This window comes from Nonomuraea sp. NPDC050404 (genome assembly GCF_040655495.1).
GTDB lineage: Bacteria > Actinomycetota > Actinomycetes > Streptosporangiales > Streptosporangiaceae > Nonomuraea.
Genome location: NZ_JBFAKB010000022.1, coordinates 22,159 through 35,528 on the forward strand (window position 1 = coordinate 22,159; position 13,370 = coordinate 35,528).

Here is a 13,370-nt window from a genome sequence, read left to right on the forward strand (position 1 = left end):
CGATGAGCCATGGCCGCTCTTCTGTGAACTGGACTGGACAGTAAAGATGAGCGGTCAAATATGTGACGCCTCACAAAGTGCCGGGCCGCCACATCGGCCAGAACAGCGCTCCGTCCGGCAGCGTGAGCGGCTGCCACGACTGGTAGCCGTGCCGCAGGTACAGGTCCCGGTTGCGCGGATCGCTGGCCTCCAGGTACGCGGGCAGCCCGCCCAGCCGCGCGTGCTGGTAGTGCAGCAGCGCCGTGCCCAGCCCCTGGTTCTGCCGGTCGGGGTGCACCGCGAGGAAGGCCAGATAGTGATGCGGCTGCCGGGGATGGATCTTGTCGAACAGCTCGTCCATCAGGCGGAACCGTGCCACGAACTCGCCCGTGGCCTCGGCCAGCCGCCGGTCGTAGTCGTGCGGCGGCGGCAGCGGCGTGAGGTTCGGCAGCCACACCGCGACCGCCGGGCCGCCGTCGATCAGGTGGACCTCACCGTGTTCGAGCGCGTGGTCGACGAAGATCCGGAAATTGGCCGACATGATCCGGTGCCGCTGCCTGCGCTCGGGCACCAGGTACGACACCGCCCTCAGCCCGGCGAACGCGGTCGCGATGAGCTCGGAGACCTGCCCCGCGTCGTCGGGCGTGGCCTGGCGGATCACCGGGCGTAACGCGAAGGTGTCTCCCGCTGTGCGGTCGAGTGCCGGCCAGGGCCCGAAGGGCGCTTCCCGGCCGGTCGGCCGCGCCTCGAACGTGTCCCCCATGAGTCTCCTCCCGTGGGTCATGCTCCGTGCTTGGCAGTGTGCCCGGTGTCCGCGGCGACGGCCGCCTTGGCGCCCATCCCCACAGCAGCGTAGACGGCGGGCTGCCCGGCGCGCAGTACCAGAGCCCACACGACCCCGAGTACGGCGGCGATCCCGTAGACGGCGGGCAGCACCCAGGCGAGCGCGTCGCCCTCAGGCACGCCGAGCAGCGCCCAGAAGTTGTCCAGCGCGAACCACACCATGATCGCCAGCGCGATTGCGGCGGGGACGGGCGCGATCAACCGGCGGTAGAGGGTCTCGCCGGCGGGCCTGCGGGCGAAGAAGACGATGATCGAGACCGCGGTCACGAAGATCAGCAGCAGCACGCCGAGCCCGCCGAAGGAGCCGCCGTAGAAGAACAGCTGCACCAGCGGGTCGAGGCCGAGCACCGCGTACAACACGATCGTGACCAGGCCGATTGTGCTCTGCGCGATCGAGCCCGCCTTGGGGGCGCCGCTGCGCGCCGCCGTACGGCCGAAGATCGACGGCAGCACGCGTTCCCGGCCGAGCGCGAAGAAGTAGCGGGAGGTGGTGTTGTGGAAGGAGATCATGGCGGCGAACACGCTGGTGGCGAAGAGCACCCTGGCGATGTCCACCACGACCGGCCCCAGGTGCGCCTCGGCCAGCACGAAGATGGTGTCGGCCTGGTCGCGCTGCGCGACGGCCACGATGTTCTCCGGGCCCGTGGCGACCGTCATGGCCCAGGACGACAGCGCGTACACGAAGGCGATGATCGCCACGGACGAGTACGTCGCGATCGGCACCGTGCGCCGCGGCTCCTTGCTCTCCTCGGAGAACACCACCGACGACTCGAACCCGACGAACCCCAGCGTCGCCAGCACCAGCAGAGCCCCCACGCCTGGCACGAACAACGCCGACGGCGACAGCGTCTCCACGGAGTAGCCCGAGGCGGCCGGGTTGATCAGGTCGGCCAGGTCGAACAGCAGGATGACCGCCACCTCGGCGGTCAGCAGCACGGCCAGCAGGCGGCCGTTGACGTCCACCCGCGTCACGCCGAGCAGCGCCACCAGCACCCAGGCGACCAGCGAGACGGCCCACCAGGCGGGCGTGATGCCCAGCCACCCTTCGAGCAGCGGCGCGGTCGCCACCCCGAAGGCGCCGTAGAGCGCGACCTGCAGCGTGTTGTACGCGATGAGCGCCACCCAGGCCGCCCCGATGCCCGCGGGACGGCCGAGCCCCCGGCTGATGTAGGTGTAGAACGCCCCGGCGTTGGCCATGTGGCGGGCCATCGCCACGTACCCGACCGCGAACACCGACAACACCACGCCCACCACCAGGAAGGCGATCGGCAGCCCGGTGATCCCGGTGACGGCGTAACCGGTGGTCACGACCCCGGCCACGACGGTGAGCGGCGCGGCGGCGGACAGGACGAAGTAGACGACCGAGGGCGCGCCGAGCCGGTTCGCGGCCAGCGCGCCGGCGACCGGGTCGGGCCCGGCGCCGGTCGGAGTGGGACGTGTCATGATCTTTCCCGGGGGTTGCGGAGGGCTTTCACCTGCGGTGGTAGGTCAGTACGGCGTCGCCGACGGCCGCGTGCACCTGACGGCTCAGGTCGCTCAGCGGCTGGGGCATGGCGGCGAACAGGGTGGTCAGGTAGCGGCGGACGGCCCGGCGGCCGGCCGGGTCGTCGAGCACGATGTCGGTCAGGTCGCACGCGTCCATGAGCGTGGCCAGCGCCATGTCCTGCGGCGACAGCGGCCTGCACTGGGTCAGCGCCAGCCGCAGCCGCGTCATGGGCCACATGGCACGGCTGAAGTCGGTGGAGAAGAAACGCGATTGTTTGCGTCTGAGAATTTTCGGGTTTTCGCGGACGAGCAGTCCGGCGTTCACCAGTCGCCCGCTCACCTCTTCGATGGAGCGTTGTGCGAGATAAGCCAGCCACGTACGCACGTCGGTATGGTGCGGCGAATTCCCGAGGTCTGCCAGCACCCTGTCGGCCACGCTTTCCTGCACGGCTCGCCCGTCCACCATGTCGAGCCGTACACCCCGCACGGTGACCCGCCGGCTCAGCACCAGCTCTCCGATCAGCGCTCCGGCCAGGCCCAGCGCGATCCCTTGCAGGTGCAGACGGGGTTTGCCCGAGCCGGTCGTGTCCCACGAGACCAGGAAGAAATCATCGGCTAACACCTTGATTCGGTCCGCTCACTATCGCCATAAAAGGATAACCGGCTTTCGGCCCGCATCCGGAAGCCGCCAGCCGAAATATCTATCAAGCAGATCTTCCGCCGGGAAGACCCATTTGCCTGCAACTTTCGGCAGGTGATGCATTAATGCTCAATAAGCTGATTTATCCATGTTTGTCGGGTAAACGGCGATCAACCGCGCGGTCGTGGGCGGGAAGCCCGCAGAGGGCTGACGTGTCCCTTACGCGGTTGGGAGATCCACTTGTTCTGACCTGGGGTATCGGTGCCCCTGATCACGATCAGGAAGGCAGCGAGATGGCGGACTTTCCCATTGTTGTCGGTATAAATCGCACCCAGGATGGTTCCATCGCCGTCGCGAAGGGCGAGTCGGGCATGTACAGCCTGCAAAAGGAACGCATCAGCCGCCACAAGCACCACTGGGGCCGTCTCGGGGACCTGCCCGACCGCTACCTGCCCACCATGCCGCTGCTGAAGGAGCCGGTTGACCTGGTCGTGGAGGGCTACTCCTGCGACACCGACATCGAGCACGCGGGCGCGTACCAGGAAGAGGTCCGCAAGACGCTCTCCCTCAAGGAGGGCGCCCCGATCGTGCTGGTCTCACACCACCTGTCCCACCTCTACAGCGCCTTCTACCCCTCGCCGTTCGAGGAGGCGGCGGGGCTTGTGATCGACACGCAGGGCAGCCGGGCCGGGGACTTCACCGAGGAGGTCGAGCTGCCGCCGGGCACGGGCAGCGACCTGCTGGAGGTGGCCTCCTTCTACCGGTGCGCGCGCGGGCGGATCGAGTGCCTGGCCAAGCAGCTGTGGAACGGCGACTGGGCCAGGCCCGCCGGTCTCGGCTGCTTCTACACGCTGCTGACCAAGTCGTTGTGGCCGGAGAACGAGCGCGGCGAGGACAAGGTGATGGGCCTGGCGGCGTTCGGCGACCCGGACGCGCTCGGCCTGCCGGACCTCGACGTACGCGGACATGAGGTGCACATCCCGCCCGCCTGGATGGCCACGTTCGGCCGCCTGGACGCCTACGTCTACGAGCCGGGCGGCGAGGACTTCCGCCGCGCCGCGAACCTGGCCGCCGCCGGCCAGCGCGCCTTCGAGCGGGCCCTGGCGAAGCTGGCCGAGTGGCTGCACGCCAGGACCGGCCTGGACGCGCTGGCCTTCGCCGGCGGCACCGCGCTGAACTGCTCGGCCAACGGCCGGCTCATCCGCGAGAGCCCCTTCCGCGAGGTGTTCGTCCCGCCCGCCCCGCACGACGGCGGCACGGCCATCGGCTGCGCCCTGTACGGGCTCATCGCCTGCCTCGGCGTGGACAGCCGCTTCCGCTGGACCGTCGACTTCCTCGGCCCCCACCCCGACCCGAGCGGGATCGAGGCCGCCGTGCGCGGCCTGCCCGACGGCCTGTACGCGGAACGTCCCGACGACCTGATCGGCGAGCTGGCCGAGCTGCTGGCCACCGGCCGCGTCGTGGGCCTGCACCAGGGCCGCAGCGAGTCGGGCCCCAGGGCGCTGGGCAACCGCAGCATCCTCGGCGACCCGCGCAACCCCGACCTCCAGGACCACCTCAACTTCCAGGTCAAGGGCCGCGAGTGGTTCCGCCCCCTGTCCTGCGTGGTGCTGGCCGGCCACGCCGGGCGGCTCTTCGAGCTGGACCGCCCGGCCCCCTTCATGCAGTACGCCGCCGCCGTCCGCCCGGAACACCGCGACCTGCTGCCCGGGATCACGCACGTGGACGGCACGGCCAGACCGCAGACGGCCGAACGGGACGGCACCCCGTTCCTGCACGCCCTGCTGACCAGATGGCACGAGCGCACGGGCACGCCGGTGCTGATCAACACCTCGCTGCACGGCCCGGGGGAGCCGCTGACGGAGACGCCGGAGCAGTCGATCGAGACGCTCCGCAGGACCGGTCTGCACGCGCTGGCGATGCCGCCGTACCTGATCCGCAAGGAGGTGGAACCGCCCCTGCCCGGCGACACGAAATAGCAGGTCAGCAGGGGTCTTGGGATTCGCGCTCCGCTCCCGGTACGGTCGGTGCCATGCGCGCCTACCGAGCCGGACCGCTGGCACTGGCCACGCTGGCGGTGCTGGCCGCCGGATGCGGCGGCGAGGCGGCGCCCGTCGCACAGAAGCTGGTCTCACCCACGGCCACCCAGTCGCCCACCGCCCGGCCGCTGGCGGGCAAGACCGTGGTGATCGACCCGGGGCACAACGGCGGCAACGCCTCGCACCCCAAGGAGATCAACCGCCAGGTCGACGTCATCACCGGCCGCAAGCCCTGCAACACCACCGGCACCGAGACCGACGACGGCTATCCGGAGCACGCCTTCACCTGGGACGTCGCCGGGAAGATGAAGCCGATCCTGGAGAAGATGGGCGCCAAGGTCGTGCTCACCAGGCCCAACGACAAGGGCGTGGGCCCCTGCGTCACCGAGCGGGCCGCCATCGGCAACGAGGCCAGGGCGGACGCCGTCGTGTCCATCCACGGCGACGGGGCCGCGCCGCGCGGGCACGGCTTCCACGTGATCATGCCGGGGCTGCTGCCCGGGCACAACGACGACGTGGTCAAGCCGTCGCGCAGGCTCGGCAGGGACATCCGCGACGCCTACCGGGCCGGCACGGGGATGCCGTACGCCACCTACACCGCCGACGACGGCCTGCAGACCCGTACCGACCTGGGCGGGCTCAACCTGTCCAAGCGGCCGGCGGTGTTCATCGAGTGCGGGAACATGCGCAACGAGGGTGACGCCGCGAAGATGTCCGACGGCGGGTTCCGCGAGCGCATGGCCGCCGCGCTGGCCGACGGGCTCAGGCGCTACCTCACCTAGACCGCTGTCTCACCCAGACCGCTGTCTCACCCAGACGAATGTCCGGAGAATGTCCTCCCAATTGCCTGTCGGGCGCGATGATCGGGAGACCAGACTCGTTCGGCACGGGCCACCTGTGGCCGCTGCGACCGACAACTCCGATCAGAGGGACATTTCATGCGGAAAGCTCTGCTCACGCTGCTCACCGTGGGCATGACCGCCGGTACGCTGGCCGTCGCCACCCAGCCCGCGTCCGCCGCGGGCCGGTGGTGCAACGCCAGCACCTGCATCAAGACCTACGACAACGGTACGTTCCACCGTAATGTCGAAGTCCAGATCATGGTGAGCGCCAACATGACGGTGCACGGGCGGGTCTGGAACTCCGCCACGGGCTGGGCGGTGAACACGAAGACCGAGAGCTTCAGCAGCACCCGCACCTACATCGGCTACACCTACCCGAACCGGAACTTCCCGGTGGGCTCCAAGCTCTGCGCCCAGGGATACCAGCACCTGGGCGGCGGCAAGTACCGCACGCTCGGTCTTCCCTGCGTCACCGTGACCAGGTGACCTGACCGCTCCAGGCAACACCGGCCTCGCCCTCCGAACCGTTGGGGGCGAGGCCGACGTCGTTCAGTTCCCGGTGCCGTACGCGCGCAGGAACGCCGCCGCTCCCGCCTGCGCGAGGCGGTCGAGTTCGGCCTTCGAGTAGTGCTCGCCGGTGTACATGGCCTTGTTGACGGGGATCCACAGCAGCAGGCCCACGAAGTGCTCGGCGGCCAGTTCCGGGTCCTCCGCGCGCAGCAGGCCGCGCTCGGTCAGCCGGGCGAAGGTCGTGGCCATGGTCCTGAGCGAGCGTTCGAAGCCCTGGGCGTACCAGGTGCGGCCGAGGTCGGGGAAACGATCGGCCTCGGCGATCACCAGCCGGCGCAGCCGCAGCACCTCGGGGCTCATGATCTGCTCCAGGAAGCGGCGGGCCAGCTCGCCGAGGTCCTTCTCCAGGTCGTCGCTGTCGCCGAGGACGGCCGTGATCATCTTGGCCAGGCCCTCCACCTGGCCGGTGGTGTCCATGATGATGCTGGTGAAGAGCTGTTCCTTGTCGGTGAAGTGCTTGTAGACGGTCTGCTTCGACACGGCGGCCAGTGACGCCACCTCGTCCATGCTGGTGCCCACATAGCCGTTGCGCAGGAACACGGGCAGCGCCGCCGCCAGGATCTGCCTGCGTTTGCGTGCCGTCCGGCCGTCCTCTTCCACTGCCATGCCCTGCCTCTCGTTCGCCGTCCGGGAAAGAGTACTAGACAGTTCCGTACTAATCTGAGTACTGTACCGTCTAGTTCCAGAAATGAGGAGGCGTAATGAGTGATCTTCAGAAGCAGGTGCAGGAAGCGGCGGACCGGCTCGTCGAGTCCGGCGAGGAGCGTGGGCTCCAGGTGGCCGTCTATCGGGACGGGGTGCAGGTCGTGGACGTGGTGGCCGGGGTGGCCGACCCTGAGAGCGGCAGGCCCGTGACGCCCGACACACCCTTCTACAACTTCTCGATCGGCAAGGGCGCCACCGCGACGGTCGCGCACGTGCTGGCCCAGCGGGGGTTGTTCGGATACGACACGCCGGTGGCCGAGCTCTGGCCGGAGTTCGGGCGGCACGGCAAGCAGGGGGTCACCGTACGGCACGTGCTCTCGCACACGGCGGGCGTGCCCGGCGTGCCGCTCGACACCACGCCCGAGGACGTCTGCGACTGGGGCAGGATGACCGCCGCGCTGGAGGAGGCGGAGTTGTGGTGGGAGCCGGGCACCAAGGTCGGCTACCACGCCTACACGTTCGGGTTCCTGGTCGGCGAGATCGTCCGGCGGGTGACCGGCAAGCCCATCTCGCAGGTGTTGCGGGAGGAGGTGGCGGGGCCGCTGGGGGTGGCCGACGAGTTGTACTTCGGGATGCCGGAGCGGGAGCACGCCCGGCTGGCCAGGCTGGAGGACGCCCCCGTGGACATGTCGGAGTGGGGCGAGATGCCGGCGGACCTGCCGATGTTCAAGGCGGGGCCGATGTCGCTGATGCCGAACGCGGACCTGGGCAACCGGCCCGACTACCTGTCCGCCGACATCCCCGCGGGCGGCAAGACCTCCGCCAGGGCCATCGCGCGGATGTACGCGGCGCTGCTCGGCGAGGTGGACGGGACGCGGCTGATCACGCAGGAGCGGTTGCGCGAGGCGACGGCCGTGGTGTCGGACGGCATCGACGAGGTCTTCGGCTTCCCCGCCACCTGGGGTCTCGGCTACGGCATCGGCGGTCCCGCCTCGACGGCCGCGCAGAGCCCGACGGTGTTCGGCGTGCCGGGTGCGGGCGGCAGCGCGGCCTGGGCCGACACGGCGACCGGCACCGCGTTCGCGCTCACCAAGAACCGGCTCACCAACGACTTCGCGGCGGCCTCGACCTTCGGCGACCTCGTCACCCATTAGCGCGCCGGCGGGCCGGCTAATGCGCCGGCGGGTCAGCTAGTGCGCCGCTGGGTCAGCCGTCGCGGCAGAGCGGCTTGCCGCCGACCACGCATGCGATGTCGTCGAGCTCACAGCTCAGCAAGGTCCCGTCCATGCCGAGCACGAGCACGAGGTCGCACCGGGAAGGATGAGCCAGCATGACCCTGCCGACGACGCCGTTGCCCAAGACCACGGTCGGGCGGCCTGCCGTGTCGTTCATACCCTCGGTACTCCTCTCAGGTCCGGAACGAGTCCCGCGCCGGGCCCGTCCACACCAGGATGCACAGGCTTGTGCCCTGAGCGCATCGGTCATGCGGCGCTAATCTCGTACGCCTGGAGGAGGAGGGCGGGCCAAGCACCCGGAAAAGGCCGCCCAACCGCAGGTCAGCGCCCTGAAGACACGGCAGGGTGGCGCCTGGGGCTTGGTGCTCTTGACGATCCTGGACAGTTCGGGCACCAGCGGCCGGCTGGCCAGCACGGTGACGACGACGCCGCGACGCTCCACCCAGCCGACGTACCGGCCATCGCCCAGCGCGCCCGAGCGGAGTGGTGAAGGTTCAGTAGGTCTTGAGGTCGATGTCGCTCGCGTACTTGTCGCTCATCTTCATCATCAGGCCGAGCAGGAAGTTGTACTTGAACATCCAGTTGCGCATCCGGATCCTCATGGGGGTGGCGGGCGCGAGGTAGGGGCCGGCGTTGCCGTTCCTGGCGACCTTGGCGTACGGCCGGAGCAGCCGCTCGTACTCGGCGAAGGCCACGCGGTGATCGCCGCCCGCCGCCGCCAGTTCGCCGGCCAGCACGTACGCGCCCACCACGGCCAGCCCGCTGCCGAACCCGCCCAGGGTGTTGCCGTACGCGGTGTCGCCCAGCAGCACCACCCGCCCCTGGCTGTAACGGTCGATCCTGACCTGGCTGATCGAGTCGAGGTAGACCTCCCGCGAGTGGCGCACCGCCTCGATCACCGCCGGGGTCTGCCAGCCCATGCCCGCGTACGCCCGCGCCAGGATCTCCTTCTGCTGCCGGGCGTCGTAGCGGTCGTAGTCGAGGGGCCCGGAGGCGAAGACGAAGAACGCCGGCGCCTTCGGCCCGCCCACCGCCACCATCCTGCCCGGTTCGTTGTACATCCTCGGCACCGCGCCGAAATCTTCATCGATGTCCACCAGCGCGTAGTAGTGGCCGAGGTGGCGCACATAGCCGGACTCGGGGCCGAAGGCGAGGCGGCGCACGTTTGAATGGATCCCGTCCGCCCCGACGACCAGGTCGAACGTGCGCGGGGCGGCGCGTTCGAAGGTGACCTGGACGCCGTTCCCGGTCTCGGTGAGTGAGGTGATCGAGTCGCCGAAGACGTACTCGCAGTGCCGGGCCGTGCGCTCGTACAGGATCCTGGACAGGTCGCCGCGCTGGATCTCCAGCGCGCCGCCGGTGAACTCGCCGGGGATGACCGCCTGCCTGCGGTTGTCGGCGTCCACGATCTCCTGGTCGGTGCCGCCGGTCTGCAGGCGGCGCACGTCGTCCAGGATGCCCATGCGGGTCAGCACGGACAGCTGGGTCTCGCCCTTGAAGTCGACGGCCTGCCCGCCGGGGCGCAGGGCCGGCGCCTTCTCGACGACGGTGACGGCGCAGCCCTGGTGGGTCAGCCAGTGGGCGAGGGCCGGGCCCGCGATGCTGGCGCCGGAGATGAGCACGTGAAGGTTTCGCATGCCCCGCAGCCTCGCCACCGCCGCTGACAACCCGGCGACTACCGGCTGACAGTGGCGCGCAGGAGTGTCAGCGGGTGACTATGCGTTGGTGGTGGCGCGCAGGAAGGTCAGCGCCTCCTCCGTGCCCATGGCCACGCCTCTCGTGTACGCCGCCGCGAACGCCTCGGGCCCGAGCACGCGGGTGGCGCCCGTGGCGGTGGCGGCGACGTCGCGATCCCCGGCCACGGCCATGCCGCGCAACGCCACCGCGACCCCGAGCAACACCGCCGCCCGCTCGGCCGCCGCCTCGAAAAGGGCGAGCCCGGCCAGGCCCTCTGCCACGCAGGCGAGGTCGGTGGCCAAGGGTGAGGCGAGTGCGGCGGTCAGCGCCTCGGCGTGCAGACGGGCGGCCCCGGTCGCGTCGCCGTTCGCCTCGGCCAGCCGGCCCAGCGCAGTGTAGACGCGTGACCTCGTACCTTCCGAGGTGAAGGCCGGGGTCGCCGAGCCGGACAGTGCCGCGTCGAGCCGCTGGGCCGCCCCGGCCAGGTCGCCTTCGGCACGGGCGATCTCCCCGAGTTGGAGTCGCGCCGACGTCAGCGGCTCGGGACGCCCCAGCCGCCGCTCCAGCTCACCCGCCTGCTCGCAGTCGGCGCGGGCGGCCACGGCGTTCCCGGCCCGCCAGTGGGCGTCGGCCCGCCGGCCCAGCACGTCCGCCAGCTCGTCCAGCGCGCCCAGCTCCTCCAGCAGGCCGAGCGCCTCCTTCCACAACTTCATCGCGCGTGCCCAGTCGCCGCGCCAGCTCGCGATCAACGCCAGCCAGTCGAGCGCCTGCGACCTGCCCCAGCGCTCGCCCACCGCGCCGAAGTCCGCCAGCACCCCCTCCATCTCCCGCTCCGCCTCGGCCACCGAGCCGTTGAACAGGCTGAGCAGCGCGAAGCTGAGCCGTCCGAGAGCGCGGCTCCACGGCCGGCCACCGAGCACCACCCCCGCTCGCGCGGCCGTCGCCGCATCCTCGGGAGGTCCCATGATCATGCCCCACAGCGCCACGCCGAACTGGTAGCGCATCGGCCGGTCGAGGGACACCATGGCCTGCCGCGCCCGTGCAAAGTGCGGCGAGCCCGCCTCGGGGACGGCGTGCAGCACCGCCAGCACGTACTCCTCCTCCAGCCCGGCGGGTGGCTCGGAACCGGCGGCGTCGAGGAGTTCCACGGCGTGCTGGACGGCCTGGCCGCGCCGCCCGCTCAGCCACCAGTACATGGCCAGCGTCCCCACCAGCCGCCACGCGATCGGCCGGTCGTGCCGCACGCTCCAGCGCAGCGCCGCCCGCAGGTTGGCGTCGTCGGCGGACAGGCGGGCCAGCCATTCCAGCTGATCGGCCTGGTAGAGGTGGTCGTGGGCGCGCTGCGCGAGCTCCAGTGACCACGCGGCGTGCGCCTGCCGCAGCCGCTCCTCCTCGCCCGCCTCGGCCAGCCGTGCCAGGCAGAACAGCCTGATGGTGTCGAGCATCTGGTACCGCTCGCCGTCGATCTCGACCAGCGACTTGTCAACCAGACCCGCGAGCTGATCGGCGCTGTCCGTGCCGCACACCCGTTCGACCGCCGCCAGGGTCGCGCCCCCGGCGAACACCGAGAACCGCCTGGCCAGCGCCTGTTCCTCGGCTCCGAGCAGGTCCCAGCTCCACTCCACCACGGCGTGCAGCGTCTGGTGCCGGGCGGCGGCCGTACGGTCGCCGCGCGACAGCAGCCGGAACCTGCCGTGCTCGGTCAGCCGGTCGGCGATCTCGGCCACCCCGAACGTGCGCACCCTCGCCGCCGCCAGTTCGATCGCCAGCGGCAGCCCGTCCAGCGCGGCACAGATCCGCAGCACCGCCTCCAGGTTGCCGGGTGTGATCGAGAACCCCTGCTTCACGGCCGCCGCCCGATCGGCGAACAGCCTGACCGCCGGGTAGCCGGGCGCGTATGGCGCGTCGGGCGGTGGGGTGGGCAGGGGGCCGAGCGGGACCAGGTGCTCGCCGGTGATGCCCAGCGGCTCCCTGCTGGTGGCCAGGATGGTCAGGCCGGGGCAGCTCGCGAGCAGGCGGCGGGCCAGCGTGGCGGCCTCGGCGACGACGTGCTCGCAGTTGTCCAGGATGAGAAGGAGCTCCTGATCGGCGAGCGCGGCGACGAGCCGGTCGGCGGGATCGGGCCCTCGGTCGGTGTACAGCCTGAGCGCGGCCTCCCGAACCCCGAGCACCCCGAGCACCGCCCGCGCCACCTGCCCGCCCGCCACCTGCCCGCCCGCCACCTGCCCGCCCGCCACCTGCCCACCCGGCACGCGCTCGCCCGGCATCCGCCCTTCTGTCTGGGTGTCCTCCGGGTGGCCGGTCCCGGGGGTGTCCACGAGTGACAGGTCCACGAAGCACGCCTCGGCGCGGCCACCGGCTCGCGTGCCGGCCTCCGACTCGATGGCCAGGCGGGTCTTGCCCGTGCCGCCAGGACCCACGACGGTGACCAGGCGGGCCGTGCGCAGGGTGGCGGCCAGGCGGGCGAGCTCCTCCTGCCGCCCCACGAAGCTGGTCAGCGGCGCGGGCGGGCCGGGCCTGGCCTGCTCGCCACGCAGGATCTCCAGGTGCAGGGTGGCCAGTTCGGGCGACGGGTCCGCGCCCAGTTCGTCGGCCAGCAGCCGCCGCCCCTCCTCGTACACGGCCAGCGCCTGCGCCGGTCGCCCGGCCGAGCGCAGCTCCCGCATCAGCAGCCCGCGCGCCCGCTCCCGCAGGGGATGCGTGGACACCAGCGCGCGCAGCCCGGCCTCGGGGGCGGCGTCCGGCAGGATCGACTCGATCTCGTAAAGGTCCTCGGTGGCGGCCAGCCGCGACTCCTCCAGCCGCTGTGCCTGCGGCCCGGCGAACGGCACGCCGGCCAGGTCCGCCAGCGCCGGGCCGCGCCACAACGCCAGCGCCTCCCTGAACACGGCGGCGGCCTGGGCCCACCACCCCGCCAGGTGCAAGGCCCGCCCTTCCGTACACAGCCGCTCGAACCGGTGCACGTCCACGCACTCCCGATCGACCGCCAGCCGGTACCCGGCCCCGTGGAACTCGATCAGCTCGGCGGGCAGGTGCCGCCTGAGCCGGGACACCTGGGCCTGTACGGCGTTCGCCGCCCCCGCCGGCGGCCGGTCGCCGTACTGGCCGTCGATGAGGCGTTCGACGCTGACCAGCCGCCCCGCGTCGAGCAGCAACATCGCCAGCAGCGCGCGCGGACGGGGCCCGCCGACGGCGATCGGCTCGCCCTCGGCCGACCAGACCGTCACCGGGCCGAGCACGCCGAACTGCACGCTGTCGATTGTCCCGCACCCACCAGGCAAAACGTAATTATCGGTATCCCTACCGATGCACATACGTATTTTCCCGCCGGGAGCGAGGGCCTAGCGTCGGGCGGCAACAAGGCGAAACGGTCCGCTCGCTTTCCGACACCCCCCATCACCCCCCAATTTCCCTG

The 13,370-nt window shown here is 71.0% G+C and carries 11 protein-coding genes; 4 read left to right on the forward strand and 7 right to left on the reverse strand.

Annotated elements, in window-relative coordinates; genetic code table 11:
* Nucleotides 1–70 precede the first annotated feature (70 nt).
* The 3 genes from AB0I81_RS44445 to AB0I81_RS44455 are packed head-to-tail and all read right to left on the reverse strand — an operon-like array spanning nt 71 to nt 2,929.
* Nucleotides 71–742, reverse strand: a complete 672-nt coding sequence (locus AB0I81_RS44445; protein WP_360670962.1) for a GNAT family N-acetyltransferase — start codon at nt 740–742, stop codon at nt 71–73.
* Nucleotides 743–759: 17 nt separating this feature from the next.
* Nucleotides 760–2,265, reverse strand: a complete 1,506-nt coding sequence (locus AB0I81_RS44450) for an APC family permease (protein ID WP_360670964.1) — start codon at nt 2,263–2,265, stop codon at nt 760–762.
* A gap of 28 nt (nt 2,266–2,293) precedes the next feature.
* Entirely contained in the window at nt 2,294–2,929 is a 636-nt protein-coding gene (locus tag AB0I81_RS44455) for a GPP34 family phosphoprotein (protein WP_360670967.1), read from the reverse strand.
* Between the two features lie 389 nt (nt 2,930–3,318).
* Between AB0I81_RS44455 and AB0I81_RS44460 the strand changes: the two genes are divergently transcribed.
* The 3 genes from AB0I81_RS44460 to AB0I81_RS44470 all read left to right on the forward strand — a co-directional run bounded on the left by AB0I81_RS44460 (nt 3,319) and on the right by AB0I81_RS44470 (nt 6,314).
* The gene (locus tag AB0I81_RS44460) at nt 3,319–4,926 is read left to right on the forward strand and encodes a carbamoyltransferase C-terminal domain-containing protein (protein WP_360670969.1); all 1,608 of its coding nucleotides are present in this window, start codon (nt 3,319–3,321) and stop codon (nt 4,924–4,926) included.
* 53 nt (nt 4,927–4,979) lie between these two features.
* Nucleotides 4,980–5,768 carry an N-acetylmuramoyl-L-alanine amidase gene (locus tag AB0I81_RS44465; protein WP_360670971.1) on the forward strand — a complete coding sequence of 263 codons (789 nt, stop codon included), beginning with the start codon at nt 4,980–4,982 and terminating at the stop codon, nt 5,766–5,768.
* Between the two features lie 156 nt (nt 5,769–5,924).
* Nucleotides 5,925–6,314 (forward strand): hypothetical protein, encoded by a 390-nt coding sequence (locus AB0I81_RS44470; protein WP_360670974.1) that lies wholly within the window; start codon nt 5,925–5,927, stop codon nt 6,312–6,314.
* Between the two features lie 63 nt (nt 6,315–6,377).
* Here the strand turns inward: AB0I81_RS44470 and AB0I81_RS44475 are convergent, their stop codons facing one another.
* Nucleotides 6,378–7,004 (reverse strand): TetR/AcrR family transcriptional regulator, encoded by a 627-nt coding sequence (locus tag AB0I81_RS44475; RefSeq protein ID WP_360670977.1) that lies wholly within the window; start codon nt 7,002–7,004, stop codon nt 6,378–6,380.
* 95 nt (nt 7,005–7,099) lie between these two features.
* Here AB0I81_RS44475 and AB0I81_RS44480 point away from each other — a divergent pair, with 95 nt between their 5' ends.
* A complete protein-coding gene (locus tag AB0I81_RS44480; protein ID WP_360670980.1) occupies nt 7,100–8,197 on the forward strand; it encodes a serine hydrolase domain-containing protein in 1,098 nt (365 codons plus the stop codon).
* A gap of 52 nt (nt 8,198–8,249) precedes the next feature.
* On the opposite strand, the gene AB0I81_RS44485 is transcribed toward AB0I81_RS44480, so the two are convergent.
* From AB0I81_RS44485 to AB0I81_RS44495, 3 genes are all read right to left on the reverse strand, one after another.
* Complete coding sequence (locus AB0I81_RS44485; RefSeq protein ID WP_360670983.1) at nt 8,250–8,435, reverse strand: hypothetical protein; 186 nt, start codon at nt 8,433–8,435, stop codon at nt 8,250–8,252.
* 337 nt (nt 8,436–8,772) lie between these two features.
* Nucleotides 8,773–9,915 (reverse strand): FAD-dependent monooxygenase, encoded by a 1,143-nt coding sequence (locus AB0I81_RS44490; RefSeq protein ID WP_360670986.1) that lies wholly within the window; start codon nt 9,913–9,915, stop codon nt 8,773–8,775.
* Nucleotides 9,916–9,993: 78 nt separating this feature from the next.
* Complete coding sequence (locus AB0I81_RS44495; RefSeq protein ID WP_360670989.1) at nt 9,994–13,206, reverse strand: BTAD domain-containing putative transcriptional regulator; 3,213 nt, start codon at nt 13,204–13,206, stop codon at nt 9,994–9,996.
* Between the last annotated feature and the right edge of the window lie 164 nt (nt 13,207–13,370).

Excerpts from the sequence above, each read along its gene's own strand:
- AB0I81_RS44465 (WP_360670971.1), top strand. The coding sequence starts at position 4,980 with ATGCGCGCCTACCGAGCCGGACCGCTGGCACTGGCCACGCTGGCGGTG.
- AB0I81_RS44445 (WP_360670962.1), bottom strand. The coding sequence starts at position 742 with ATGGGGGACACGTTCGAGGCGCGGCCGACCGGCCGGGAAGCGCCCTTC.
- AB0I81_RS44470 (WP_360670974.1), top strand. The coding sequence starts at position 5,925 with ATGCGGAAAGCTCTGCTCACGCTGCTCACCGTGGGCATGACCGCCGGT.
- AB0I81_RS44485 (WP_360670983.1), bottom strand. The coding sequence starts at position 8,435 with ATGAACGACACGGCAGGCCGCCCGACCGTGGTCTTGGGCAACGGCGTC.
- AB0I81_RS44460 (WP_360670969.1), top strand. The coding sequence starts at position 3,319 with ATGTACAGCCTGCAAAAGGAACGCATCAGCCGCCACAAGCACCACTGG.
- AB0I81_RS44475 (WP_360670977.1), bottom strand. The coding sequence starts at position 7,004 with ATGGCAGTGGAAGAGGACGGCCGGACGGCACGCAAACGCAGGCAGATC.
- AB0I81_RS44490 (WP_360670986.1), bottom strand. The coding sequence starts at position 9,915 with ATGCGAAACCTTCACGTGCTCATCTCCGGCGCCAGCATCGCGGGCCCG.
- AB0I81_RS44450 (WP_360670964.1), bottom strand. The coding sequence starts at position 2,265 with ATGACACGTCCCACTCCGACCGGCGCCGGGCCCGACCCGGTCGCCGGC.
- AB0I81_RS44480 (WP_360670980.1), top strand. The coding sequence starts at position 7,100 with ATGAGTGATCTTCAGAAGCAGGTGCAGGAAGCGGCGGACCGGCTCGTC.